The organism is Halomonas sp. GFAJ-1, assembly GCF_000236625.2.
Classification (GTDB): Bacteria; Pseudomonadota; Gammaproteobacteria; order Pseudomonadales; family Halomonadaceae; genus Vreelandella.
The window spans coordinates 50,594-71,846 of record NZ_AHBC01000008.1 but is presented as its reverse complement, the minus strand read 5'-3'; the positions used below and the strand labels follow the sequence as shown (position 1 = coordinate 71,846).

Sequence of the window (21,253 nt, the reverse complement as noted above, 5' to 3'; positions counted from 1 at the left end):
CGGTGTTAACGGTTTATTCGTTAACCGCTGCAATAGCCTTGGCTAAGTAGGGCAGGTTTTCGTGGGAGAAGCCTGCTACGTTGGCACGGCCAGAACGCACCATGTAAATACCAAACTCATCGCGTAGGCGGTCAACCTGTTCAGGAGTTAATCCGGTATAGGAGAACATACCCTGTTGTTCAGCTACACAGGCGTACTTCTGGTCGAGGCCATAGGGTTTGAGCGCTTCGACAAAATCGCGACGCAGCGTATTAATGCGGTCGCGCATTTCTGTCAGCTCTTCACGCCACATTTTTGTCAGCTCAGCATCATGGAGAATTTCGCTAACAATTGCGCCGCCGTGAGCGGGGGGATTGGAGTAGTTTTCGCGAGCTACAATAGCGATTTGCGAGCGGACGTTTTCCATTTGCTCGGTATCTTTAGCCACTGCAATTAAACAACCGGTACGCTCACAATAGATGCCGAAGTTTTTAGAGCACGAGCTGGTGATAATAACTTCATCTAAATTTTCTGCCAGCAGGCGCACGCCGTAAGCGTCTTCATCTAACCCTTGGCCAAAGCCCTGGTAGGCAAAATCAACCAGAGGTAACAGCTTACGTTCGCTCAGCACGGCCAGCACTTCTCGCCATTGCTCTGTAGAGAGATCAAAGCCGGTTGGGTTGTGGCAACAGGCGTGGAGCACCACGACATCGCCTTCCGGTATTTTTTTCAATGCGGCCAACATGCCATCATAATCAAGGCGGTTGTCGGCGTCGACATAAGGATATTTGTGCAGCTCAATGCCAGCAGCGGTAAAAATACCGTGGTGGTTTGGCCAGGTCGGATCGCTTACCCAAATGCCTTTGCCAGGCAGCTGAGTAGCCACAAAATCAGCGGCTAAGCGAAGCGCTCCGGTACCGCCGGGTGACTGGGTAGCGCTGGCACGTTTAGCTTTTAATACCGGTGATTCTGCGCCCAGCACCATGGGTAGAACGACTTCGCCATAGGCAGGAGCACCGTGAGAACCAATGTAGGTCTTGGTGGTTTCATTCTTGAGCAGGCGAGCTTCAGCTTCTTTGACGGCGCGCATCACTGGGGTGTTGCCTGCGTCATCGCGGTATACACCAACCCCTAGGTCGACTTTTTGTGGGTTGGTATCTTTTTTAAAAGCTTCGATCAGCCCGAGAATGGCATCTCCAGGGACTCGCTCAATATGCTCAAACATTTATTCGACTACCTCGTCGGTTCTGGCGGCAAGAATGAAGTCATTAATATGCAGGCCTTTGATTTCATGGAACCACCACGTCACTTCGGTACTACCCCATTGGGTTACAATCACCGGGTGGTGCCCAGCCTGCTCTGCTAAGTCGCCAACGCGCTGGGTAAACGCAAGCGCATCAGCAAAGTTACGAAACGAAAAGAGTTTCGTGAGCTTCATGATGCCATCGTGCTCCACAATCTGCCACTCTGGAAGTGCCTGAAGATGCTGTTGGCACGCTTGGGGAGAGAGCGGTTCGGCATTGCCATCACAGGGTTCGCAAGACATTTGGGAGAGCTTCGACATGGTGTACTCCTGTTGTTTACCTCTCCTCAGGGTAGAAGGCAGACACAGTCGCGGCCAACATCTTTAGCGCTGTATAAGGCTTGATCGGCTCTGGTAATTAAGCTGTCAAGCGGTTCTCCGCAGCGATATTCTGCCACGCCAATGCTGAGAGTTACTTGGCCTGTGCCTACGCCAAAATCGTGATTGGCGATAGCGTCACGCAGCCGGTCAGCGAGTTTATGGCACTGCTGTAGCGGTGTTAGCGGCAACACGACCATAAACTCCTCCCCGCCCAGCCTGGCAGCCATATCTTCACTGCGCAACAATGCCTGGGTTTTTATGGCTAGCTTTTTAAGTACGTTGTCACCCTCTAAGTGACCCCAGCGGTCGTTGAGCCGCTTAAAATGGTCAATGTCTATCATCATGATCGAAAGGGGCGTGCCATGGCGTGCACTGAGAGAGGATAAGTGGTTCAAGTGCAGCATTAGCTTGCGGCGGTTTGGTAAGCCGGTTAGGGGGTCCGTATCGCATAGCTTACGCAGCCGCTGTTCTTCTGCTACTTGGTCGGTAATATCCATCATAATCCCGTTCCAAAAAACGCCATTTGCCGCTGGCTCGGGCTTAGCACTAACCGCTATCCAGCGAGGTTTAGCATTTGGAAAAGGCAGCCTAAAGCGTGTTGAAAGCGGCAGCATCCATCGTGCAGAGCGCTCGATGGCAGACATGATTTTTGGGTGATCGCTATCGGTTAGCTGTTTGATCAGTTGATTAGCATCTTTTGCAAGCTGGTGCCGGTCGATGTGCTTTAGCGATTCGCCACCGCCTTCCAAATATGAAAAGCGCATCTGCCCGCAGTGGGACCGGTAAAATTGGAACACAACCCCGGGTATAAGGGGAACCAGGAGATCGGCACTCTGGGGTGCAGAAATGACGCTATCCACGGGCATGCGTGAATCTCCAAAAAAATGTCAATTAAAATTGATCGAACAGGTTAGCCCTAAATGCTGAGCAAATATGTAAGCCATTGCTGACAATGCTATTATTTTTAATAGTTAATTATCATTAAAAAGTTGTTTTTTATAACAAATTGTATTTTTTCTGTCCTGGGTATAAGTACTGAACAGAGAAGTATTGGCACTTTAAAACGAATTTTATTACTTTTTTGCATATGGATTTGATTTTTTATAGCTGGAGTTCTCCTTGGACGTTGTGAATGCACAAGCCGATCATCCTGACGGCAATAGAAATGCTTTGGGGGCAAGCAGTAGGAGTGCCGGTGTAGGCAGGCACGACGGCATGGTAAGTTTAGTGGGCGCTGGCCCCGGCGACCCAGAGCTATTAACCCTTAAAGCCTACAAGCGGCTTCAGGCAGCAGAAGTGGTGCTTTATGATCGGCTAGTGAGTGATGAAATATTAGCGATGCTGCCAGCACAGGCGGCCCGTTTTTATGTGGGCAAAGCGCGCTCTTCCCACAGTGTGCCCCAAAAAGATATCAACCAAGCGTTAGTTACTTGGGCCCAGCAAGGGAAGCGGGTAGTCCGCTTGAAAGGGGGGGACCCGTTTATTTTTGGCCGTGGCGGTGAGGAGCTAGAGACGCTGGTGGCTGCCCAGGTTAAGGTCGAAGTGATTCCCGGTATTACCGCAGCCTCGGGATGTGCCGCGTACGCAGGCATTCCATTAACCCATCGGGATCATGCACAGTCGGTTCGTTTCGTTACAGGCCATTTGCAGCAGGGAGAAAATACGCTGGATTGGCCTACATTGGCACAGCCAGGCCAAACCCTGGTGTTTTATATGGGGCTGAGCAATTTAGCCACCATTTGCCAAGCGTTAATAAAACATGGGTTAGATTCCTCAACGCCATTAGCGCTGATTGAACAAGGCACGACCCAGCAGCAAAAGACCCACATCGGCTCTTTACAGCAGCTGCCCCCAGCCTTTTACGCGGGAAGCATAAAACCCCCCACGCTGCTGGTCATCGGCGGTGTTGTGCGGCTACACGAAACGCTTTCATGGTTTGAGACTCAGCAGGGCTGTGCGGTAGGCTTTGATGAAGGTAAACATCCTGAAACTCCTTACAAAGCCTCTGAATAGCCAACTTTATTTGAGCCTTATAATCTTAATAGGCTATTGAGTTTACGCATCGACTGGCTAGATGCTGTTAGCTGTGTATGCTAGTAAGGAACACTTTTGGATAGTGAGCTCGCTTTAAATGCCACTTAACGCTGCTGGAATCGGTAGCTTATAAAAGAGAGGGACGCAGCATGTCAGAAGCAAACCACTCGGATCATCAACCACCGGCCAATAAGCCGGATATGAAAACGCTGTTTAAAGATAACCGCGTCAAAGGAATCGCAGGCATTGCCGCGATCGCTGTTATCTGGGCGATTATGGCGCAATCAAATGCTGGCACCCACAAAGAGCGCGTTGAAACGCTTGAAGGTCGTCTTGCTAATGTTCAACAAGAAAATAACCAATTAACCCAGCGTTTAGTAGAAGTCGAGCAGGCTGAAATGGACCTGACGGCTATGCGCGAAGAGCTGCAGGCGTTAGAGCAGCAGCAGGACGAGGCGCAGTCCAACCTTGAGGCAGCGCAGCGAGATGTTAGCAGCGTTGATGCGCGTCTTGAGGAGTTAGAGGCCGAGCGCGATACGTTACAGGAAGAAGTGAATAGCCTAAGTGAGCAGCTAGAAAATGCTGAAAGCGAGATGCAGACGTTGCGCGAAGAGCGTGATCAAATCGTCAGCGATCGTGATGAAGCACAAGCAACACTTCAACAAATAGAAGATGCACACCAAAGTGCTGAAGAGGCGCGTCAGCAGGCTGAGGGAGCCCGTCAACAGGCTGAGGAGGAGCGGCAAGAAGCGGTTCGAGAAATGAGTGCCGCTGAAGAGGCCCTAGCAGAGCTAGAAACTAAGGTAAGCGATGCCAATGAGCAGCTCTCAAGTCTAGAAGAAAACATTGAAACGGCACAGAGCGAATTAGAAGAGCTCCGTAGCGAGCGCGAATCTGCCACCAGCGAGCGTGATGCGATTCAGGAAGAAGTTGATTCGCTGACTGAGCTGCGCGAGGAAGAAGAGCAAAGCTTAACCCAGGTGCGCTCTGAGATGGACGACCTTATGGTTGCGCTGGATATAGGGCGTGAAGAGGTCGCGAATGTTGAAAGAGATATTGAGACTCGTGAAGAGCAACTTGCACGCTTAGAGGCTCAGCTTGACGAGTGGCGCACCGAACTCTCAGCCCTTGACGCGCGCTTAGGCGAAGTTGATAGTGCCGCAAGCGGTGAAGTGCCAACCCTAGCAGGCTTCGAAGAGAGCGACAGCGATGATGAAGACGATAGTGATGATGAAGACGTTAGTGATGAAGGCGACGAGAGCGATGACACTGAAGAGCAAGCACAGCAACAGTAATTGCTAAGCTAAGGTCAGCGCGTTGAAGAAGCGGATGTAGCTAACCCCTACATCCGCTTTTTTGGTTGTTGGTTTATGATTAGGCTCCCGAGGAGTATCATTCATCCAAAGCTAACAACGGTTGCAACGATAGGAGTGCCAATTATGGATGGGGTTAAACATATCGTAGCGGTGGCGTCGGGCAAGGGAGGCGTTGGTAAGTCGACAGTCACCGTTAACTTGGCACTGGCTCTTTCAGCGCAAGGCTACCGTGTTGGGGTGTTGGATGCTGACGTTTATGGCCCAAGCCAGGCACAAATGTTGGGTGTTAAGGAAGGCGTGCGGCCTCAGGCTGCTGCGGATAATAAGTTCTTACCGCTGGAGGCTCATGGGCTCCAAGCGATGTCGATGGCCTTTATGGTCAATACCCGGGAAGCTATGGTGTGGCGTGGGCCAATGGTGGTGGGTGCGTTCCAGCAGATGCTGACCCAAACCCAGTGGGATAATCTTGACTTCCTGCTCATTGATATGCCGCCAGGTACTGGGGATATCCAGTTGACTCTGGCTCAAAAAGTGCCGGTTGCTGGCGCCGTTATTGTTACCACGCCCCAGGACATAGCACTGCTAGATGCCCGCAAAGGCATTGAGATGTTCCGCAAAGTTAACGTGCCCGTACTTGGTGTTGTTGAAAATATGAGTCTTTACCACTGTGAAAACTGTGGGCATGAGGCAGCGATTTTCGGTACCGGTGGTGGTGAGCGTATTGCAGAAGAGTACGAAACTAACGTATTAGGACGTTTGCCGCTCACACTCTCTATTCGTGAGTTTGCGGATTCCGGTCGCCCCAGCGTGATTGCCGAACCAGAAAGCGCTGTCAGCCAAACGTTTGCTGAGATTGCCAAGCAGGTGGCGCAGGCCGTGAGCGGCAACGAAAGCGGCAGCCCCACAATTTCTTTTAGCGAGTGATGAAGTAACCGATGAGTATCAAATCTGATAAATGGATTCGCCGCATGGCACACAGTGATGCCATGATTGAGCCGTTTGAAGCGGAGCAGGTGCGCTACGTCAACGAGCAGCGGGTGATCTCCTACGGCACTTCAAGCTATGGCTATGATGTGCGCTGTGCAGATGAATTTAAGGTGTTTACCAATATCCACTCAGCTATTGTCGACCCCAAAGCGTTTGATGATAAAAGCTTTGTGGATGTGAAGGGTGATGTATGTGTTATCCCGCCTAACTCGTTCGCGCTAGCGCGTACCGTGGAGTATTTTCGGATTCCCCGCAACGTGCTAACGATTTGCCTTGGGAAATCCACTTATGCGCGCTGCGGCATTATAGTCAATGTGACGCCTCTAGAGCCCGAGTGGGAAGGGCATGTAACACTAGAGTTCTCTAACACGACGAATTTGCCAGCCAAGATTTACGCCCACGAGGGCGTGGCGCAAATGCTCTTCTTGGAATCTGACGAGGTGTGTGAAACCTCATACAAAGACAGGGGTGGCAAGTATATGGGGCAAAGAGGGGTTACCCTGCCGCGCACCTAATTTATTGCCTGTAACAAAAAACGCCTTAAATACTCCGTCATAAGTGGAGCAGTAAGGCGTTTTTTTATGGCGTTATAGCGGACTAGCTGTGTTCGATGTCCTCATCGAGCTCTTCTGCAGCATCGGCATGGGATAAGCGCATACCGTAGGGCGGCAGCGGATGGCCATCCATAGACGCGCCGTCAGCACTGAACTGCAGTCGGCCCTGAAGGAACCAATCGACGGCAATAGGCAAAATAAGATGCTCGCGAGCGTGGACCTTCTCTTTCAGGGTTTCCTCCGTGTCATACTGTGTCACGTTTAACTCTGCTTGCAGCACTACAGGGCCACCATCTAGCTCTTCGGTGACGAAGTGGACGCTACAGCCGTGATGAGAAACGCCATCTGCGAGTGCCCGCGCATGGGTATTGAGCCCTTGGTAAGCGGGCAGTAGCGAGGGATGTATATTGAGCATCTTGCCTAAAAAACGCTGCACAAACCGCGGCGATAAGATGCGCATAAAGCCAGCGAGTACAATGACATCAGGCTCGTGGCGCTCAATGACCTTGATTAACGCACCGTCATACGCTTCACGGCTATCGTATTCCCGGTGCGGCAGTGCAACGGCTTCAATGCCGGCTTCATGGGCACGCTTGAGACCGTAGGCACCGGGCTCGTTCGAGATAACCGCTACAATCTCACCGCTCAGGCGGTCATGGCTTTGGGCGTCGATAAGTGCCTGTAGATTGCTGCCGCTACCAGAAATCAAAACCACTATGCGACGTGCTTCGGCAGGCTCTGGTGTCATGCCATTCAGGGTGTCGCTTTGATACTCGGTGCTGCTCATGCCGGAGAGTTCTCCAATCCGTTCTGGAGCACAACGGCTTCCCCTTGGCGTGCAATAATTTGCCCGATCTGGTAGACCGTTTCGCCTTGGGCTTGAAGGTGAGCCATGGCATTTTTCGCCTGCTCAGCGGGCACTACAACAACCATGCCGATACCGCAGTTGAGCACACGATGCATTTCGGCTTCGTTAACGTTGCCCTTAGCCTGTAACCAGTTAAAAACCTCTGGGCGCTGCCAAGTAGAAAGGTCAACTTCGGCAGCCAGGCTGTCTGGAAGAACACGGGGAATATTTTCCAGTAAACCGCCACCCGTAATATGCGAAAGCGCGTGCACCGGAATATCGGTGCCGCGCATCATCGATAGCAGCGATTTTACGTAGATACGGGTTGGAGCCATCAACGCATCGCCCAGGGGCTTGCCATCAACCGTTTCGTCCAGCGATGCATTGCTGACGTCTAAAATTTTGCGGATAAGCGAATAGCCGTTGGAGTGAGGGCCGGAAGAAGCCAACCCAAGCAAAACGTCGCCTTCACCGACCTTGCTACCATCTAAAATGTCAGCTTTTTCAACCACGCCAACGCAGAAGCCTGCCAAGTCGTAGTCATTGCCTTCATACATGCCAGGCATTTCAGCCGTTTCGCCACCTACAAGGGCGCAGCCAGCCTGTTCGCAGCCTGCACCAATGCCTGTGACAACATCAGCGGCGATATCCACATCCAGCTTGCCCGTGGCATAGTAGTCTAGAAACAGCAGGGGTTCGGCGCCGGCTACAATCAAATCGTTGACGCACATTGCCACTAAATCGATGCCAATGGTGTCATGCTTGCCAAGATCCATAGCAAGCCGCAGCTTGGTACCTACGCCATCGGTTCCGGATACTAGAACGGGTTGCTTATAGCCTGCAGGCAGCTCACAAAGCGCGCCAAAGCCTCCTAGCCCGCCCATCACTTCAGGGCGTGAAGTGCGTTTAGCAACGTGTTTGATGCGTTCAACCAGCGCGTTGCCGGCATCAATATCGACACCTGCGTCTTTATAGCTGAGTGAAGGAGTAGCCTGAGAAGTGGAGGTCTCGGTCATGACAGGTCCTGTGAAGCCTATAGCAGTGCGGTAGTGCTGGCGAATTGGCCAGTGCTGGGGCAATAACGGGCGGATTGTACCATCCAGAGGCGTAAGCCGCATCGATGAGTGGCGTTATCCGATGCGTGAGGCGCTACTTTTGTTACTATTCAAACGCTAAGCCGCTCATCATTCAGCGTGCTAGGTGGCTAACCATCTATCCAGGAGGGAGACAAACAGAATGCGAAATTCGTGGTGGGGCGTCGTTATATTGTTGCTGCTAGTGGGGCTAGTGTATTTGCTGGATGCAATGCTGATGCCGTTTATTGCTGGAATGATAATTGCCTATCTATTTGATCCAATTGCCAATCGCTTTCAGCGGTGGGGAATGAATCGGCCGCTGGCAGTCTCTAGCGTGTTTTTAATCATTTTGCTGGTGCTAGCGATCAGTATGCTTATTTTCATACCTCTTATTGTGCAGCAGATAAAGCAGTTGGGTGATGCGGTTCCCGGTGTTTTCGAATGGTTTGAAAATGTGCTGGCGCCCCAGGTGCAGGAGTGGACAGGTTACGACGTCCGTGCTGAGTTGGATAATGTGCAGGAGACGCTCTCGGAGCACTGGCAAGATGCAGGCGGGTATTTAGCCCAAGCATTGGGACAAATTGGCCGCTCGGGAATGGCTTTTGCTACGTGGATTACCTACGTTGCGCTCATTCCAGTCGTAACCTTTTACTTATTACTTGACTGGAGCCGTCTGCTGGCAAGCATTGCGGACTTAATCCCGCGGCAGTGGGTCGATGAAACGTATCGTTTAGCTAAACGTTGCGATGATGTCCTATCGGCGTTTTTACGCGGGCAGCTGCTGGTCATGCTGTGTTTGGGTATTATCTACGCCCTAGGTTTGACGGTAATGGGGCTCAACTTTGGCTTACTGATCGGCGTTGTTTCAGGGCTGGTGAGTATCGTGCCGTTCCTAGGATTTATTGTAGGGCTGGGGATTGCGCTAATTGTTGCTCTGTTTCAATTTGATTCATGGTGGCCGCTGCTGGGTGTATTGGCGGTATTCACCGCGGGGCAAATTGTAGAGAGCGCCGTGCTGCAGCCAAAGTTGTTGGGCGATAAAATTGGCTTGCACCCTGTCGCGGTTATTTTTGCTGTATTGGCTGGCGGTAACCTTTTCGGGCTAACTGGCGTACTATTAGCCCTTCCTGCAGCAGCTGTTATTATGGTTCTTCTGCGAGAAGTTAAGGATTGCTACAAAGACAGTGCCCTTTATGATGCTGAACAAAGCTCATTAGAACATCCAGCACGCCATGATGGGCTTGGTCTTTACGACGATAGGGAGTCATGATGAGCCGAGTGCCGGCGCAGCTACCGCTAGGGGTGGGGGTGCGAGATGATGCGACGTTTAATAATTACTATGTCTCAAGCGCTAACGCTGCATTAGTCGAGTACTTTACCCGTCAGCTTCAACCTGAGGCCGAGCCGTTTTTATACCTGTGGGGTGCGCCAGGCAGTGGGCGTAGCCACCTCTTGCAAGCGGCTTGTCACGCAGCCTCTGATGCGGATAAGCGTGCGCTCTATTTACCCCTTGCTGATCTTGGTCATTTTCCGCCATTAATGCTTGAAGAAATTGAGCGCCTAGACCTAGTAGCCATTGATGATTTGGAGTACGTGGTAGGACGTAAGCGTTGGGAGGAGGCACTATTCCATGCGTTTAATCGTCTGCGGGATGCGGGTAAAGCGTTGATTATCGCTTCCAGCTCACCCCCAAGGCAGTTAGAGGTAGTGCTGCCAGATTTAGCCTCTCGACTAACCTGGGGGGTTACCTTTCATCTAAATCCCTTAGACGACGCTGAGCGGTTAGGGGCGTTAAAACTACGGGCCAATGTACGTGGTATGCAGCTACCCGAGGATGTGGGGCGCTATATATTGCATCGTGGCCCAAGAGAATTGGGCGAGCTGTGCCGGGCGCTGGAAACGTTAGATCAAGCGTCGTTGTCTGCTAAGCGTAAGCTTACTATTCCCTTCGTAAAGTCAGCCCTAAATTGGTAAAAACCCCCGCCAACAAACTGGCGAGGGTTTTAATTCTTAAGCATTAACCGGCTGCGTTATGGCAAACGCTAAGCAGTGTTGACTGCTTAAGCGGTTTTGCTCATTGAGCTGGCAGCTGTTTGAGCCTGCTTAACACTCTGTTCAGTCAGCTTTTGGCTTTTTTGCAAAAAGTCCTGCTGCAAAGAAACAACTTTATCGGTATCGCCCTTAACGCGCTCGGCTAGCTCTTTAGCAACTTTCTGCTGGCTTTCCATGTAGCCGCGAAGGCCTTCAGCGTCTTTAACGCTTAACAGCTGACGCATTTGTGCGATGCCAGTATCAACGTAAGCCTTGTTGGCATCCATCTGGGCATTCAACATCTTTTCAGAGTAGTCAATGCTCAGTGCAGTGTAAGCGCGAAGGGGAGCCATAAAAAAGTTATCAAACTGCTGGTTCATTTCATTCGTATTGAAAGTCGTCATAGTAAACACTCCTGTGCCGTTACTCACTAATCGAAACTGCTAGTGCTTATTGGCTTCAAGCAGAGCCGGTTAGTGTGGGTTATTCAGCGACGGTTACATGTAAAGCGTTCACCGCAGCTGATTCGTTGATCTTGCGTTGCAGCATAACAGCTAGTTTTGTGCAGTGCAACATGTGGTTCGTCTTACGTTTGACAGGGAGTCCATCAACATTCTCTTAGCTCAGTGTTTACCTATGCGAATGGGACAACTAGGTTAGAAATAATGATAGCGTCAGCAGACGCTCAGCTTTTTATCCCCTGTTTACCACCTAGGAGTGAGATTATGAATATGCGCATTGAGCGAGACAGTATGGGCGAGTTAGAGGTGCCAGCTAACGCTCTTTATGGTGCTCAAACCCAGCGGGCTATTAATAATTTTCCGGTTTCTGGCATGCCTATGCCTGCGGCCTTTGTGCATGCGGTTGCGCGCATAAAGTTGGCCGCAGCGCGCACTAACCACCAGTTGGGGCTGCTGGATGAAACACGTGCAAATGCGATTGAAAAAGCTGCAAATTCAGTGATCAATGGTGAGCATGATGATCAGTTTCCTATTGATGTTTATCAAACAGGTTCTGGTACCTCCACCAATATGAATGTCAATGAGGTGTTGGCGACGCTCGCGTCCCGCGAAGGCTTGGAAGTTACGCCGAATGACCACGTTAATATGGGGCAGTCGAGTAATGATGTTATACCCACGGCTATTCACCTTTCAGCCGCCATTGCCGTGCAGGCGTCGTTGCGTCCGGCACTACTAACATTACGCGATACCATTGATCAACGTGGTGAAGCTCTCGCACATGTGGTTAAAACAGGCCGGACCCACTTAATGGATGCCATGCCACTGCGTATGGACCAAGAGTTGGGTGCTTGGTCGAGCCAAGTTAGCCAGGCCATTGAGCGGTTTGACAGCGCGATGCAACGGCTGTGCTGGCTGGCTCAGGGTGGCACCGCGGTAGGTACAGGCATTAACGCCCCCGCAGGGTTTGCCGAAAAAATGGCAAGTGAGCTTAGCCAGCAAACCGGACTCACATTCACGCCAAACGATAGTTTCTTTGCCAGCCTTTCGTCTCAGGATGCCGCTGTAGAGTTGTCGGGACAGCTTAAGGGGTTGGCATGCGTCGTTATGAAAATTGCCAACGACTTACGCTGGATGAATTCGGGGCCACTGGCGGGGTTAGGCGAGATTGAGTTAGAGGCGTTGCAGCCAGGCAGTTCCATCATGCCTGGAAAAGTAAACCCGGTGATACCGGAGTCAGCGGCCCAAGCAGCCGCTCAGGTAATCGGGTTGGATGCAGCGATTACCGTGGCAGGGCAAAGTGGTAATTTCCAGCTTAATGTTATGTTGCCGCTAGTAGTCTCTAACCTACTAACGTCGATTACACTGATGAGTAATGCGTCACGCCTACTTGCCGAGCGTGCTATCGCAACGTTTAAAGTAAGGGAAGATAATCTGCAAGAGCCGCTGGCGCGTAACCCTATTTTGGTCACCGCGCTAAATAGTACTATTGGCTATAACGCGGCAGCTGCGATTGCCAAAAAAGCCTATCACGCTGGGCGGCCAATTATTGATGTGGCGGAAGAAGAGACGGATCTCGACCGAAAAACGCTTGAGCGGTTGCTAGATCCCGCCGAACTCACGAAAGGGGGAGTGCCTGAGTAGAACCGATGCATTGCGATTCGGCGTGAGCACGTGTGTTTAGAGTAGCTACCTGGGTAGATGAGCACTGATATTAGCGCGTTTTTTTCCTTTTAACGCCTTAGTTTTGCCCTTGAGAAACTTAAAAACAGCTTGCAATTCAGCTATGAAGCCGTAGAATACGCATCCGTTGCACAGCAGGACCATAGCTCAGTTGGTTAGAGCGCCACGTTGACATCGTGGAGGTCGGCGGTTCAAATCCGCCTGGTCCTACCAATGCATGCAGCCTTTTTTACAGGACCATAGCTCAGTTGGTTAGAGCGCCACGTTGACATCGTGGAGGTCGGCGGTTCAAATCCGCCTGGTCCTACCAAGATTCGATAAAAACGCCTCGTTCTTTGAACGGGGCGTTTTTTTGTGTCGGTAGGCGGGCGCTAGTCGTTGTTGGTCGCGCAAGGAAGGTCGGTTTGGCTTATAAAAGTAGCCACTAGCGCTTCCATTCCAGCTTGGTCTTCTTGGCTAAAGCGAGTGTGCTGCGGGCTATCCAGATCAAGTACTCCCCATAATGTGTTATCTACGATAACGGGAATAACCAACTCTGAGCGTGACGCTGAATCGCAGGCAATGTGGTCGGCAATAGCGTGAACATCGTCAATACGTTGGGTTGTTTGCTGTCGTGCGGCGGCACCACATACCCCTTTATTGAAGGGAATAGGGTTGCAGGCTGGCTTTCCTTGAAAAGGGCCTAGACTAAGCACATTGGGCTGGCGCTGCAGGTAAAAACCTACCCAATTGAGCTCGCCAATGGCTTGGTAAATAAACGCGCAGGTTTGGGCACTGTTGGTTAACCAGTCCCGGGTATCTAACAGTGACTCAAGCTGGCGGTTGAGCAGCGCATAATCCACAGCGGCCATACTGACTCCTGGGTTAAAGCGGTTAAAATAGAAAGAGGTAAAACACATCAGGCCAGCCCTTAGGCTGGCCTGATGCTAGTGACATGCAGCGTGCTTTGAGGCTGAAATTACTCGATCCAGCCCGGTACAGCGCCGCCTTTGAACAGCTCTTCAGCTTTAGCGATAACTTCATCACGCTGGTAAGCATCTACTAGCTGGCGGATATCTTCGCGCTCTTCATCCCCTCCGCGCACGGCAATCAAGTTTACGTAGGGAGACTCTGGGCCTTCTTTAATCAGCGCGTCATCAAGATGCAGGCCTGCTGGCTGAGCAAAGGTGTTATTAATGAAGGCAAGGTCAACATCGGGCAGTACGCGGGGCAACTGCGCTGCTTCAATTTCCCGGAAGCGGAAGTTGCGCGGATTTTCCGCGATATCAATGGGGGTAGCTTCAAGGTTGCTAGGGTCATTCAGCGTGATTAGCCCCTTGTTGTGCATCAGTATCAGCGCACGGCCTTCGTTAGAGGGGTCGTTGGGCAGGGCAATCTGCGCGCCATTGGGTAGATCATCGATACTGTCATGCTTTTCAGAGTATGCGCCAATAGGGTAGACGAACGTGTAACCTGCAATCGCAAGGTCATATCCGCGGTCGTTTACCATCGCCTGTAGGTAGGGTTCGTGCTGATAGGCGTTAGCGTCAAGGCTGCCGTCGGCTAAGGCGGCGTTAGGGGTAACGTAATCAGTGAACTCAATGATTTCGACGTTTAGGTCGAACTCTTCTTTTGCAATTCGAGCCGCTACTTCCATCACTTCAGTTTCTGGGCCTGCCACGGTGCCCATCTTGATGGTGCGTGTTTCAGCGTTGGCGACATTAATGGCTAAGGCAAGGGCGGTGAGACTGCCGATAATGACTTTTTGCATAGCGTTTCTCCTGGAGCGTTATTGGAAGCTGATCCAATAATGAGGTAATAAAAAACAAATGTCTAATGCGTTTTAGTTATATTTGTGGCATGTCTTCGTATGGCTATTTCCGGTCGCTTTTACGCACCAAATAATCGCCCAGGCTTTGGAAGCCCTGCACCATCACCACCAAAATAACGACGGTGATGAGCATGATGGTTGGGTTGAAGCGATTGTAGCCATAGCGAATGCCAAGATCGCCAAGCCCGCCGCCGCCCACAGCGCCGGCCATAGCAGAGTAGCTAACCAGGGTAACCAGAGTAATTGTTAAGCCTGTAATAATGCCGCCCCTTGCTTCAGGGATAAGCACCTTGCAAATGATTTGCCAAGGCGTTGCGCCCATGGACTGCGCCGATTCAATCAGGCCGGGGGAGATTTCATTAAGTGCCCCTTCTATTAACCGCGCAACGAAAGGTATGGCGGCAATGGTTAGCGGAACCGAAGCGGCGTTGATGCCAATAGATGTGCCCACTAGCATGCGGGTGAAAGGAATAATCGCAACCATAAGGATAATGAAGGGAATTGAGCGGCCAATATTAGTAACAATGCCTAGCACCTGATTAAGCACCGGCATGGCTAAAATTTGCCGTGGGCGTGTTGCGTAGAGCATGACCCCAAGCGGCAGGCCAATCAGTGTTGAGATTAACCCTGATATCGCCACCATATAAAGCGTATCCAGCGTGGCTTGTAAAATAAGATTAAACATTGCGCTGGACATGACCCAGTACCTCTACCTGTAATTGATGTGCTTCTAAATACGCCATAGCTTCTTGGGTTTGAGCGGTGGTGCCTAGCAGTTCGGCAATCATTAGCCCAAGCGTGCGCTCCTGGATAGATTCGACCTTGGCTTGCAAGATGCTTACATCAACACCGCATTCACGGGCAAGACGAGATATAAGCGGTGTCGAAACCGCATCCCCCGAGAAGGTTAGCCTTACCACAGGGTGTGTGTGCTCGCCCGGTGAGTCGTTGAGACGTTCAATAAGCTCTTTGGGTGGGCTTAACTGTAAAAAATCATTGAGAAATTCCCGTCCTAGCTGAGTGCTAGGCGCTGTGAAAAAGTCGCCTACTTCGGCATCCTCAACCAGTTTGCCGTCTGAAATTAAGCTAACCCGGTGGCAGATAGACTTCACCACTTCCATCTCGTGGGTAATCAATAAAATAGTAATACCTAGCTGCTTATTAATGCTTCTTAAAAGCTCAAGAATAGAACCCGTTGTCTGTGGGTCGAGGGCAGAAGTGGCTTCGTCGCACAGCAGTACGTTGGGTTTGCTAGCTAACGCGCGGGCAATCGCAACGCGCTGTTTTTGGCCACCGGAGAGCTGGGCAGGGTACTGCTGGGCTTTATCGGCTAAGCCGACCATCTCTAACAGCGGCAGCACGCGTTCTTTAATAGCGCTGCGTTTCTGACCCATTAGCTCCAGGGGAAGCGCGACATTATCAAACACCGTACGCGTTGTTAGCAGGTTAAAGTGCTGAAAAATCATGCCAATACGATGGCGAGCTTGGTTCAGGGCGGAGCGCTTTAATAGCGTCATTTCCTGACCATCAACCGTGACGCTGCCGCTAGTGGGGCGCTCTAAAAGGTTGACGCAGCGAATGAGCGTTGACTTGCCTGCGCCGGAAAGGCCAATGACGCCGTGGATGGTGCCTTTGGGTATTGTTAAATTAACTTCTTTTAAGGCATGGACGGCATTTTTGCCGCTGCCATAGGTTTTACTAACGTTACTAAGCTTAATCATAGCGTCTGCCTTAGATCGTAGGCCGAAGACGGGGGAGTGCGAGGGGGCGATCGTAGGGCGGGAAACAAAAAAAGGCCACCCTGACGGGTGGCCATCAACGCTGGACACACCCTTTTAGCTGCACTTCACCACGCCGTAGGCTTGGTGGACGCCCGCAATCTGGGTACAAATCGGCGTCATTACATTTGCGGCGAAAGTCTAAAGAGGCCAGGGTGGTTTGTCAAACCAAACCATTCGTTTTTATGTGTTTTAGCCATATAAATGGAGTTTTAAACTGTTTAGGCGTTGTTTTTTAGGTCTAAATCTTTTTTTAGGGGTGAGAGGCAGTCGCTAGCAGTAAAAACGATTGTTTAAGCCACCATGGGGCTGGGCGCTGCGTTAAAGGGCATACCTGCACAAGGTCGGCGCATTAGTAGTAAGCTTGCGCAAATTTTCATACGCATTTTAAACAGACGAGCGTTTCGATAAGGAGTGGCAATATGTTTACCGGCATTGTGCAGGGTATTGCAGAGGTGGTGGAGGTGCGCGAGCTTGAGGAGTTTCGTACCCATGTTGTCGCATTGCCAGCAGAGATGCGTGAAGGTTTGGCAATCGGTGCCTCGGTCGCCCATAACGGTGTCTGCTTGACCGTAACGGCGATAGACGGGGACAACGTTAGTTTCGACCTGATGCGTGAAACGCTGAGATTGACTAATCTTGGTGCAATATCGCCAGGGCAGTGCGTCAATATAGAGCGTGCCGCACGTTTTGGGGATGAGATAGGCGGACATTCAATGTCAGGCCATATTATTTGTATGGCGAGGGTGGTGGCAATTGAAGAAGCGCCAAACAACCGCAGGCTTTGGTTTTCACTGCCTGAAGAGATTAGTCGGTTTGTGTTTGAGAAAGGCTACATTGGTGTCGATGGTATCAGTTTAACGGTTGGCGATGTGCGGCCTAGCCCTAATGGGGGGGGGGTTGAATTCAGTGTGAATTTAATTCCTGAAACGTTGCTACGCACCATGTTAAAAGAGCGTGTCATTGGCGATCAGGTCAACATAGAGATTGATCCGCAAACACAGGTAATCGTAGAGACCGTTGAGCGGGTACTGGCAGGCCTCCGGTAAGCTTCTATTTTCGCATTCCCTGACCGATCGGTTAATTCATGGCCCGAAGTTTGCTAGCCAATAAGTAGTGGGTAATATTCCCGCTTTAGCTAGCCGCACGTTAGGTACTCGCATCGCGTAGTACCTTTCGGTAGTATGTGCGGCTTTTCTCGCACCAAGGGACGCATTCAGCGTTAGCGCGAAGGACAAAAACTACATGAAACTACTGGATAACTACTTCAAGCTCACCGAGCAGAAGACAAACGTGAAGACCGAGGTGATTGCGGGTATCACCACGTTCCTCACCATGGCGTATATCATCTTCGTTAACCCAAGCATTCTTTCAGAAGCTGGGATGGATTATGGCGCCGTCTTTGTTGCCACCTGTGTTGCCGCCGCGATTGGCTGTTTCATCATGGGGCTGTGGGCTAACTACCCTATTGCTCAAGCGCCTGGTATGGGCCTAAACGCCTTCTTTACCTATGGCGTTGTATTGGGAATGGGGTATACCTGGGAGGCTGCCTTGGGGGCGGTGTTCTTCTCAGGTTTTGCGTTTTTCCTACTGAGTATTTTCAAAGTGCGTGAGTGGATTATTAATTCAATTCCACTCTCGTTGCGCCTAGGTATTGCGGCAGGTATCGGCCTTTTTCTAGCGATGATTGCGCTTAAAAATGCCGGTATTGTGGTGTCTAATCCTGCAACCTATGTCGCGTTGGGAGACCTCTCCCAGCCGCCTGCGCTTTATGCGCTGCTAGGCTTTTTTGTTATTACTGCGCTGGCGTATCTGAAAGTCACTGGTGCAGTGATGATCGGTATTTTAGGTGTCACTGTGCTGGCGATGCTTTTTGGCCATAACCAGTATGGTGGCATTATGTCGATGCCGCCGTCTGTCGCGCCAACCTTTATGGCAATGGATTTGATGGGCGCGCTTGATGTGGCGATGCTGAGCGTTATTTTTGCATTTTTGTTTGTTGATCTATTTGATACCTCTGGCACCTTGGTGGGCGTTGCTCATCGTGGAAAGCTGTTGGATAAAGACGGCAAACTGCCGCGCATTGGTCGCGCTATGATGGCAGATAGCACAGCGTCCATGGCCGGTGCTGCACTGGGTACATCCACCACTACCAGCTACATTGAATCTACAGCGGGTATTGCCTCCGGTGGCCGCACGGGATTAACCGCAGTAGTCGTCGGTGTGCTTTTCCTCATCAGTCTATTTTTTGCGCCGCTGGCTGGGTCTATACCCGCCTACGCAACCGCTGGAGCACTGCTTTATGTGGCGGTGTTAATGGCGGGCAGCTTGGCTCACGCAAACTGGGAAGACCCCACAGATGCTGCGCCAGTGCTTATTGCTGCGCTGGCTATGCCGCTTACGTTCTCGATTGCGGAAGGTATAGCGCTAGGGTTTATCAGCTTTGTGGCAATTAAAACGCTGTCGGGTCGTTTCAAAGACTTGAATCCAGCGGTGATTATATTGGCCCTGCTGTTTGCGGCAAAATTCCTATTCTTGGGTTAATACCCTGTTTTTTTACTAATCAATGAGAGACGCGATGAGCATCTACGGCGATTACATTAAGTCCGTTATTCGCACGGTTCCCGACTGGCCCGAGCAGGGGGTGAATTTTCGAGATATTACGCCCCTGCTACAAAACAGCGCTGCTTTTCGCAAGCTGATTGATAGCTTTGTGCACCGCTACCAGGAGATGAACTTAGATGCCATCGCGGCAATTGATGCACGGGGGTTTATTATTGGTGCCCCATTAGCCTACGAGCTGGGCTGCAGCTTTGTACCCGTGCGCAAGAAGGGCAAACTGCCTTTCAAAACAATCAGTGAAACCTACACGCTTGAGTATGGTCATTCGGAAGTTGAGCTTCACTCGGATGCCTTTCAAAAAGATGACCGGATTCTGCTGATGGATGACCTTATTGCGACCGGCGGTACCATGCTGGCGGCTGCTAATCTGATTCAGCGCAGCGGCGGCCACGTTGTTGAGACCGCAACGATTATTGATTTGCCTGAACTGGGTGGATCTCAGAAAATTCGCGATGCTGGTTATAGCGTATTCGCGGTATGTTCATTTAACGAAGACGAGTAATGCCTCCTATGAGCAGCGAACGCTATCACCAACACTTCACCGTTTCCTGGGATCAATTGCACCGCGATGTGCGCCAGCTGTGCCATCAGATGATCGAGCGTGACTTTAAAGGCATTGTGGCGATTACGCGTGGCGGGTTAATTCCAGCGGCGCTGATTGCTAGGGAGCTGAATATTCGCCTGATCGATACGGTCTGTATCAAGAGCTATGATCATATGGATCAGGGTGGTCTGGATATAATGAAAGGCGTTGACCATGATGGCGACGGTTGGCTGCTGGTAGATGATCTAGTCGATACCGGTAAAACTGCACGTGCTGTGCGTAAAATGCTGCCCAAGGCTCATTTCGTCACTATTTACGCTAAGCCGGATGGCCGCCCCTTGGTAGATCAATACCTTACCGAAGTGGGCCAACAATGTTGGATCCAGTTCCCTTGGGATATGGGGATTGCCTACGTTGAACCCCTCGTCGATCAAATGAAAAAGTAATATGTCTAGCCCCTTACCTAACGACTGGCATCAATGGCTTGGGCAAGAGTTCCAGGCTGACTACATGAAGACTTTGAAGCACTTTTTGGCTCAGGAAAAAGCGGCCAAGAAAGTTATCTACCCACACTCAACCAATTGGTTTAGAGCATTTGAACTGACGCCGTTGAGTGAGGTTAAGGTCGTTATATTGGGGCAGGACCCCTACCATGGGCCTAATCAGGCCCATGGGCTCTGTTTTTCTGTACAGCCTGGTATTCAGGTGCCGCCGTCACTGGTAAATATCTATAAAGAGTTGGCCAGTGATGTTGGTTTTACGCCGGTTCGCCATGGGTTTCTAGAGCATTGGGCCAGGCAGGGTGTGCTGCTTTTGAACACAGCGCTAACCGTTGAGCAGGGCAATGCGGCATCTCATCGGGGGAAGGGGTGGGAACCTTTTACCGACCGCGCCATTGAAACCGTCAATCAACATGCTGACCCCTGTGTTTTCTTGCTTTGGGGTAGCCATGCACGCCAAAAAAAATCCCTGATTGATCAAGGGCGGCATTTAGTGCTGGAGTCCCCGCACCCATCGCCGTTATCAGCACATCGGGGGTTCTTTGGTAATCAGCACTTTTCCCGTTCTAACCAATTCTTGATAGATAACGGGCGCTCGCCGATTGCGTGGCAATTGCCGGAAACCCCTTAACCTAATGGTCAGTTGCGGGTAGAATGGCGCGCAATTTTGTAAGCCTGTCGATGCGACGCTAGTCGCCATCCTGAATCTCCTGCAGTGAGGTAGTCCCATGAGTGTCTATGCCATTAACCATCCGCTTGTTCAACATAAACTGGGACTGATGCGGGAAGCTGATTTGAGCACCAAGAGCTTCCGTGAACTAGCAGGTGAGGTGGCTAAGCTATTGACCTATGAAGCAACCAAGGGTCTTGAGCTTGAGGATCACGAGATTCATGGCTGGAATGGAGAGCCTATTGCGACGCGTCGCCTTAAAGGTAAAAAAGTCACTGTAGTGCCTATCTTGCGTGCAGGACTAGGTATGTTGGAAGGGGTAACAGACCTCATTCCAAGTGCCCGGGTAAGCGTAGTGGGACTTTACAGAGATGAAGAGACACTTGAGCCAGTACCGTACTTTGCCAAATTTGCTAACGACATCGAAGAGCGTATGGCCATTGTCATTGACCCCATGTTAGCTACTGGAGGGTCAATGGTAGCCACACTGGATATGCTGCGTGAGCGTGGCTGCGCGCATATGAAAGTGATTGTGCTGGTGGCGGCACCGGAAGGCATTAAGCGCGTACAGGATGCATACCCGGAGGTTGAGATTTATACCGCGTCAGTGGATGAGCGGCTCGATGAGAATGGCTACATCGTGCCGGGCTTGGGAGATGCTGGCGATAAGATATTCGGGACGCGCTAAGCCGCTACCCCACATTGCCCCTTGCGCTTAGCGTTAGGGGCATTTTTTTGGC

At 51.1% G+C, this 21,253-nt stretch carries 23 protein-coding genes and 2 tRNA genes; 15 read left to right on the top strand and 10 right to left on the bottom strand.

The genetic code is table 11. From position 1 onward, the window contains the following. Positions 1 to 13 precede the first annotated feature (13 nt). The 3 genes from MOY_RS02690 to MOY_RS02680 are packed head-to-tail and all read right to left on the bottom strand — an operon-like array spanning position 14 to position 2,469. A complete protein-coding gene (locus MOY_RS02690; protein WP_009096231.1) occupies positions 14 to 1,204 on the bottom strand; it encodes an amino acid aminotransferase in 1,191 nt (396 codons plus the stop codon). Continuing rightward, complete coding sequence (locus MOY_RS02685) at positions 1,205 to 1,543, bottom strand: 4a-hydroxytetrahydrobiopterin dehydratase (RefSeq protein WP_009096230.1); 339 nt, start codon at positions 1,541 to 1,543, stop codon at positions 1,205 to 1,207. Positions 1,544 to 1,569: 26 nt separating this feature from the next. Then, positions 1,570 to 2,469, bottom strand: a complete 900-nt coding sequence (locus MOY_RS02680; protein WP_009096229.1) for a GGDEF domain-containing protein — start codon at positions 2,467 to 2,469, stop codon at positions 1,570 to 1,572. Positions 2,470 to 2,818: 349 nt separating this feature from the next. Here MOY_RS02680 and cobA point away from each other — a divergent pair, with 349 nt between their 5' ends. The 4 genes from cobA to dcd all read left to right on the top strand — a co-directional run bounded on the left by cobA (position 2,819) and on the right by dcd (position 6,455). Next, entirely contained in the window at positions 2,819 to 3,616 is a 798-nt protein-coding gene (gene cobA / locus MOY_RS02675) for a uroporphyrinogen-III C-methyltransferase (RefSeq protein ID WP_009096227.1), read from the top strand. Between the two features lie 170 nt (positions 3,617 to 3,786). Then, positions 3,787 to 4,932: a kinesin K39 gene (locus MOY_RS02670; RefSeq protein WP_009096225.1), complete on the top strand. Its 1,146-nt coding sequence runs from the start codon at positions 3,787 to 3,789 to the stop codon at positions 4,930 to 4,932. Between the two features lie 144 nt (positions 4,933 to 5,076). Then, positions 5,077 to 5,877, top strand: a complete 801-nt coding sequence (apbC, locus tag MOY_RS02665; protein WP_009096223.1) for an iron-sulfur cluster carrier protein ApbC — start codon at positions 5,077 to 5,079, stop codon at positions 5,875 to 5,877. Positions 5,878 to 5,888: 11 nt separating this feature from the next. Next, positions 5,889 to 6,455: a dCTP deaminase gene (dcd, locus tag MOY_RS02660; protein WP_009096221.1), complete on the top strand. Its 567-nt coding sequence runs from the start codon at positions 5,889 to 5,891 to the stop codon at positions 6,453 to 6,455. A gap of 82 nt (positions 6,456 to 6,537) precedes the next feature. Here dcd and purN read toward each other — a convergent pair whose 3' ends face one another. After that, positions 6,538 to 7,281 carry a phosphoribosylglycinamide formyltransferase gene (purN, locus tag MOY_RS02655; RefSeq protein ID WP_009096219.1) on the bottom strand — a complete coding sequence of 248 codons (744 nt, stop codon included), beginning with the start codon at positions 7,279 to 7,281 and terminating at the stop codon, positions 6,538 to 6,540. Further along, positions 7,278 to 8,357: a phosphoribosylformylglycinamidine cyclo-ligase gene (gene purM / locus MOY_RS02650; RefSeq protein ID WP_009096217.1), complete on the bottom strand. Its 1,080-nt coding sequence runs from the start codon at positions 8,355 to 8,357 to the stop codon at positions 7,278 to 7,280. The genes purN and purM overlap by 4 nt, the downstream gene beginning before the upstream one ends. Positions 8,358 to 8,577: 220 nt before the next feature. Here purM and MOY_RS02645 point away from each other — a divergent pair, with 220 nt between their 5' ends. Together MOY_RS02645 and hda are read left to right on the top strand one after the other, a co-directional pair. Then, positions 8,578 to 9,687, top strand: a complete 1,110-nt coding sequence (locus MOY_RS02645) for an AI-2E family transporter (protein WP_009096216.1) — start codon at positions 8,578 to 8,580, stop codon at positions 9,685 to 9,687. Further along, entirely contained in the window at positions 9,687 to 10,391 is a 705-nt protein-coding gene (gene hda / locus MOY_RS02640) for a DnaA regulatory inactivator Hda (RefSeq protein WP_009096214.1), read from the top strand. The genes MOY_RS02645 and hda overlap by 1 nt, the downstream gene beginning before the upstream one ends. An 86-nt stretch (positions 10,392 to 10,477) precedes the next feature. Here hda and MOY_RS02635 read toward each other — a convergent pair whose 3' ends face one another. Then, the gene (locus tag MOY_RS02635; RefSeq protein ID WP_009096212.1) at positions 10,478 to 10,852 is read right to left on the bottom strand and encodes a phasin family protein; all 375 of its coding nucleotides are present in this window, start codon (positions 10,850 to 10,852) and stop codon (positions 10,478 to 10,480) included. Positions 10,853 to 11,173: 321 nt separating this feature from the next. Here MOY_RS02635 and MOY_RS02630 point away from each other — a divergent pair, with 321 nt between their 5' ends. The 3 genes from MOY_RS02630 (at position 11,174) to MOY_RS02620 (ending at position 12,899) form a co-directional block, all read left to right on the top strand. After that, the gene (locus MOY_RS02630; protein ID WP_009096210.1) at positions 11,174 to 12,550 is read left to right on the top strand and encodes a class II fumarate hydratase; all 1,377 of its coding nucleotides are present in this window, start codon (positions 11,174 to 11,176) and stop codon (positions 12,548 to 12,550) included. Between the two features lie 175 nt (positions 12,551 to 12,725). Next, positions 12,726 to 12,802 (top strand) — tRNA-Val (locus MOY_RS02625). Between the two features lie 20 nt (positions 12,803 to 12,822). Further along, positions 12,823 to 12,899 (top strand) — tRNA-Val (locus MOY_RS02620). Between the two features lie 61 nt (positions 12,900 to 12,960). Here the strand turns inward: MOY_RS02620 and MOY_RS02615 are convergent. The 4 genes from MOY_RS02615 to MOY_RS02600 all read right to left on the bottom strand — a co-directional run bounded on the left by MOY_RS02615 (position 12,961) and on the right by MOY_RS02600 (position 16,120). Then, a complete protein-coding gene (locus tag MOY_RS02615; protein WP_009096208.1) occupies positions 12,961 to 13,440 on the bottom strand; it encodes a GAF domain-containing protein in 480 nt (159 codons plus the stop codon). 107 nt (positions 13,441 to 13,547) lie between these two features. After that, the gene (locus MOY_RS02610; protein WP_009096207.1) at positions 13,548 to 14,339 is read right to left on the bottom strand and encodes a MetQ/NlpA family ABC transporter substrate-binding protein; all 792 of its coding nucleotides are present in this window, start codon (positions 14,337 to 14,339) and stop codon (positions 13,548 to 13,550) included. 103 nt (positions 14,340 to 14,442) lie between these two features. Further along, positions 14,443 to 15,096 carry a methionine ABC transporter permease gene (locus tag MOY_RS02605; RefSeq protein ID WP_009096206.1) on the bottom strand — a complete coding sequence of 218 codons (654 nt, stop codon included), beginning with the start codon at positions 15,094 to 15,096 and terminating at the stop codon, positions 14,443 to 14,445. Beyond that, on the bottom strand, positions 15,077 to 16,120 hold the full coding sequence (locus MOY_RS02600) for a methionine ABC transporter ATP-binding protein (protein ID WP_009096204.1): 1,044 nt from the start codon (positions 16,118 to 16,120) through the stop codon (positions 15,077 to 15,079). Before MOY_RS02600 ends, MOY_RS02605 begins: the two co-directional genes overlap by 20 nt. A gap of 479 nt (positions 16,121 to 16,599) precedes the next feature. On the opposite strand from MOY_RS02600, the gene MOY_RS02595 reads away from it, so the two are divergent. The 6 genes from MOY_RS02595 (at position 16,600) to upp (ending at position 21,201) form a co-directional block, all read left to right on the top strand. Then, positions 16,600 to 17,226, top strand: a complete 627-nt coding sequence (locus tag MOY_RS02595) for a riboflavin synthase (protein WP_009096203.1) — start codon at positions 16,600 to 16,602, stop codon at positions 17,224 to 17,226. A gap of 196 nt (positions 17,227 to 17,422) precedes the next feature. Next, entirely contained in the window at positions 17,423 to 18,721 is a 1,299-nt protein-coding gene (locus tag MOY_RS02590; RefSeq protein ID WP_009096201.1) for an NCS2 family permease, read from the top strand. 34 nt (positions 18,722 to 18,755) lie between these two features. Further along, positions 18,756 to 19,301: an adenine phosphoribosyltransferase gene (locus tag MOY_RS02585; protein ID WP_009096200.1), complete on the top strand. Its 546-nt coding sequence runs from the start codon at positions 18,756 to 18,758 to the stop codon at positions 19,299 to 19,301. Between the two features lie 8 nt (positions 19,302 to 19,309). Further along, a complete protein-coding gene (gene gpt / locus MOY_RS02580) occupies positions 19,310 to 19,789 on the top strand; it encodes a xanthine phosphoribosyltransferase (protein ID WP_035539888.1) in 480 nt (159 codons plus the stop codon). A gap of 1 nt (position 19,790) precedes the next feature. Then, positions 19,791 to 20,474: a uracil-DNA glycosylase gene (gene ung, locus MOY_RS02575; protein WP_009096195.1), complete on the top strand. Its 684-nt coding sequence runs from the start codon at positions 19,791 to 19,793 to the stop codon at positions 20,472 to 20,474. Between the two features lie 97 nt (positions 20,475 to 20,571). Next, on the top strand, positions 20,572 to 21,201 hold the full coding sequence (gene upp / locus MOY_RS02570; RefSeq protein ID WP_009096193.1) for a uracil phosphoribosyltransferase: 630 nt from the start codon (positions 20,572 to 20,574) through the stop codon (positions 21,199 to 21,201). The last annotated feature ends 52 nt before the right edge of the window (positions 21,202 to 21,253 follow it).

Excerpts from the sequence above, each read along its gene's own strand:
- MOY_RS02690 (WP_009096231.1), bottom strand. The coding sequence starts at position 1,204 with ATGTTTGAGCATATTGAGCGAGTCCCTGGAGATGCCATTCTCGGGCTG.
- MOY_RS02685 (WP_009096230.1), bottom strand. The coding sequence starts at position 1,543 with ATGTCGAAGCTCTCCCAAATGTCTTGCGAACCCTGTGATGGCAATGCC.
- MOY_RS02680 (WP_009096229.1), bottom strand. The coding sequence starts at position 2,469 with ATGCCCGTGGATAGCGTCATTTCTGCACCCCAGAGTGCCGATCTCCTG.
- cobA (WP_009096227.1), top strand. The coding sequence starts at position 2,819 with ATGGTAAGTTTAGTGGGCGCTGGCCCCGGCGACCCAGAGCTATTAACC.
- MOY_RS02670 (WP_009096225.1), top strand. The coding sequence starts at position 3,787 with ATGTCAGAAGCAAACCACTCGGATCATCAACCACCGGCCAATAAGCCG.
- apbC (WP_009096223.1), top strand. The coding sequence starts at position 5,077 with ATGGATGGGGTTAAACATATCGTAGCGGTGGCGTCGGGCAAGGGAGGC.
- dcd (WP_009096221.1), top strand. The coding sequence starts at position 5,889 with ATGAGTATCAAATCTGATAAATGGATTCGCCGCATGGCACACAGTGAT.
- purN (WP_009096219.1), bottom strand. The coding sequence starts at position 7,281 with ATGAGCAGCACCGAGTATCAAAGCGACACCCTGAATGGCATGACACCA.
- purM (WP_009096217.1), bottom strand. The coding sequence starts at position 8,357 with ATGACCGAGACCTCCACTTCTCAGGCTACTCCTTCACTCAGCTATAAA.
- MOY_RS02645 (WP_009096216.1), top strand. The coding sequence starts at position 8,578 with ATGCGAAATTCGTGGTGGGGCGTCGTTATATTGTTGCTGCTAGTGGGG.
- hda (WP_009096214.1), top strand. The coding sequence starts at position 9,687 with ATGAGCCGAGTGCCGGCGCAGCTACCGCTAGGGGTGGGGGTGCGAGAT.
- MOY_RS02635 (WP_009096212.1), bottom strand. The coding sequence starts at position 10,852 with ATGACGACTTTCAATACGAATGAAATGAACCAGCAGTTTGATAACTTT.
- MOY_RS02630 (WP_009096210.1), top strand. The coding sequence starts at position 11,174 with ATGAATATGCGCATTGAGCGAGACAGTATGGGCGAGTTAGAGGTGCCA.
- MOY_RS02615 (WP_009096208.1), bottom strand. The coding sequence starts at position 13,440 with ATGGCCGCTGTGGATTATGCGCTGCTCAACCGCCAGCTTGAGTCACTG.
- MOY_RS02610 (WP_009096207.1), bottom strand. The coding sequence starts at position 14,339 with ATGCAAAAAGTCATTATCGGCAGTCTCACCGCCCTTGCCTTAGCCATT.
- MOY_RS02605 (WP_009096206.1), bottom strand. The coding sequence starts at position 15,096 with ATGTCCAGCGCAATGTTTAATCTTATTTTACAAGCCACGCTGGATACG.
- MOY_RS02600 (WP_009096204.1), bottom strand. The coding sequence starts at position 16,120 with ATGATTAAGCTTAGTAACGTTAGTAAAACCTATGGCAGCGGCAAAAAT.
- MOY_RS02595 (WP_009096203.1), top strand. The coding sequence starts at position 16,600 with ATGTTTACCGGCATTGTGCAGGGTATTGCAGAGGTGGTGGAGGTGCGC.
- MOY_RS02590 (WP_009096201.1), top strand. The coding sequence starts at position 17,423 with ATGAAACTACTGGATAACTACTTCAAGCTCACCGAGCAGAAGACAAAC.
- MOY_RS02585 (WP_009096200.1), top strand. The coding sequence starts at position 18,756 with ATGAGCATCTACGGCGATTACATTAAGTCCGTTATTCGCACGGTTCCC.
- gpt (WP_035539888.1), top strand. The coding sequence starts at position 19,310 with ATGAGCAGCGAACGCTATCACCAACACTTCACCGTTTCCTGGGATCAA.
- ung (WP_009096195.1), top strand. The coding sequence starts at position 19,791 with ATGTCTAGCCCCTTACCTAACGACTGGCATCAATGGCTTGGGCAAGAG.
- upp (WP_009096193.1), top strand. The coding sequence starts at position 20,572 with ATGAGTGTCTATGCCATTAACCATCCGCTTGTTCAACATAAACTGGGA.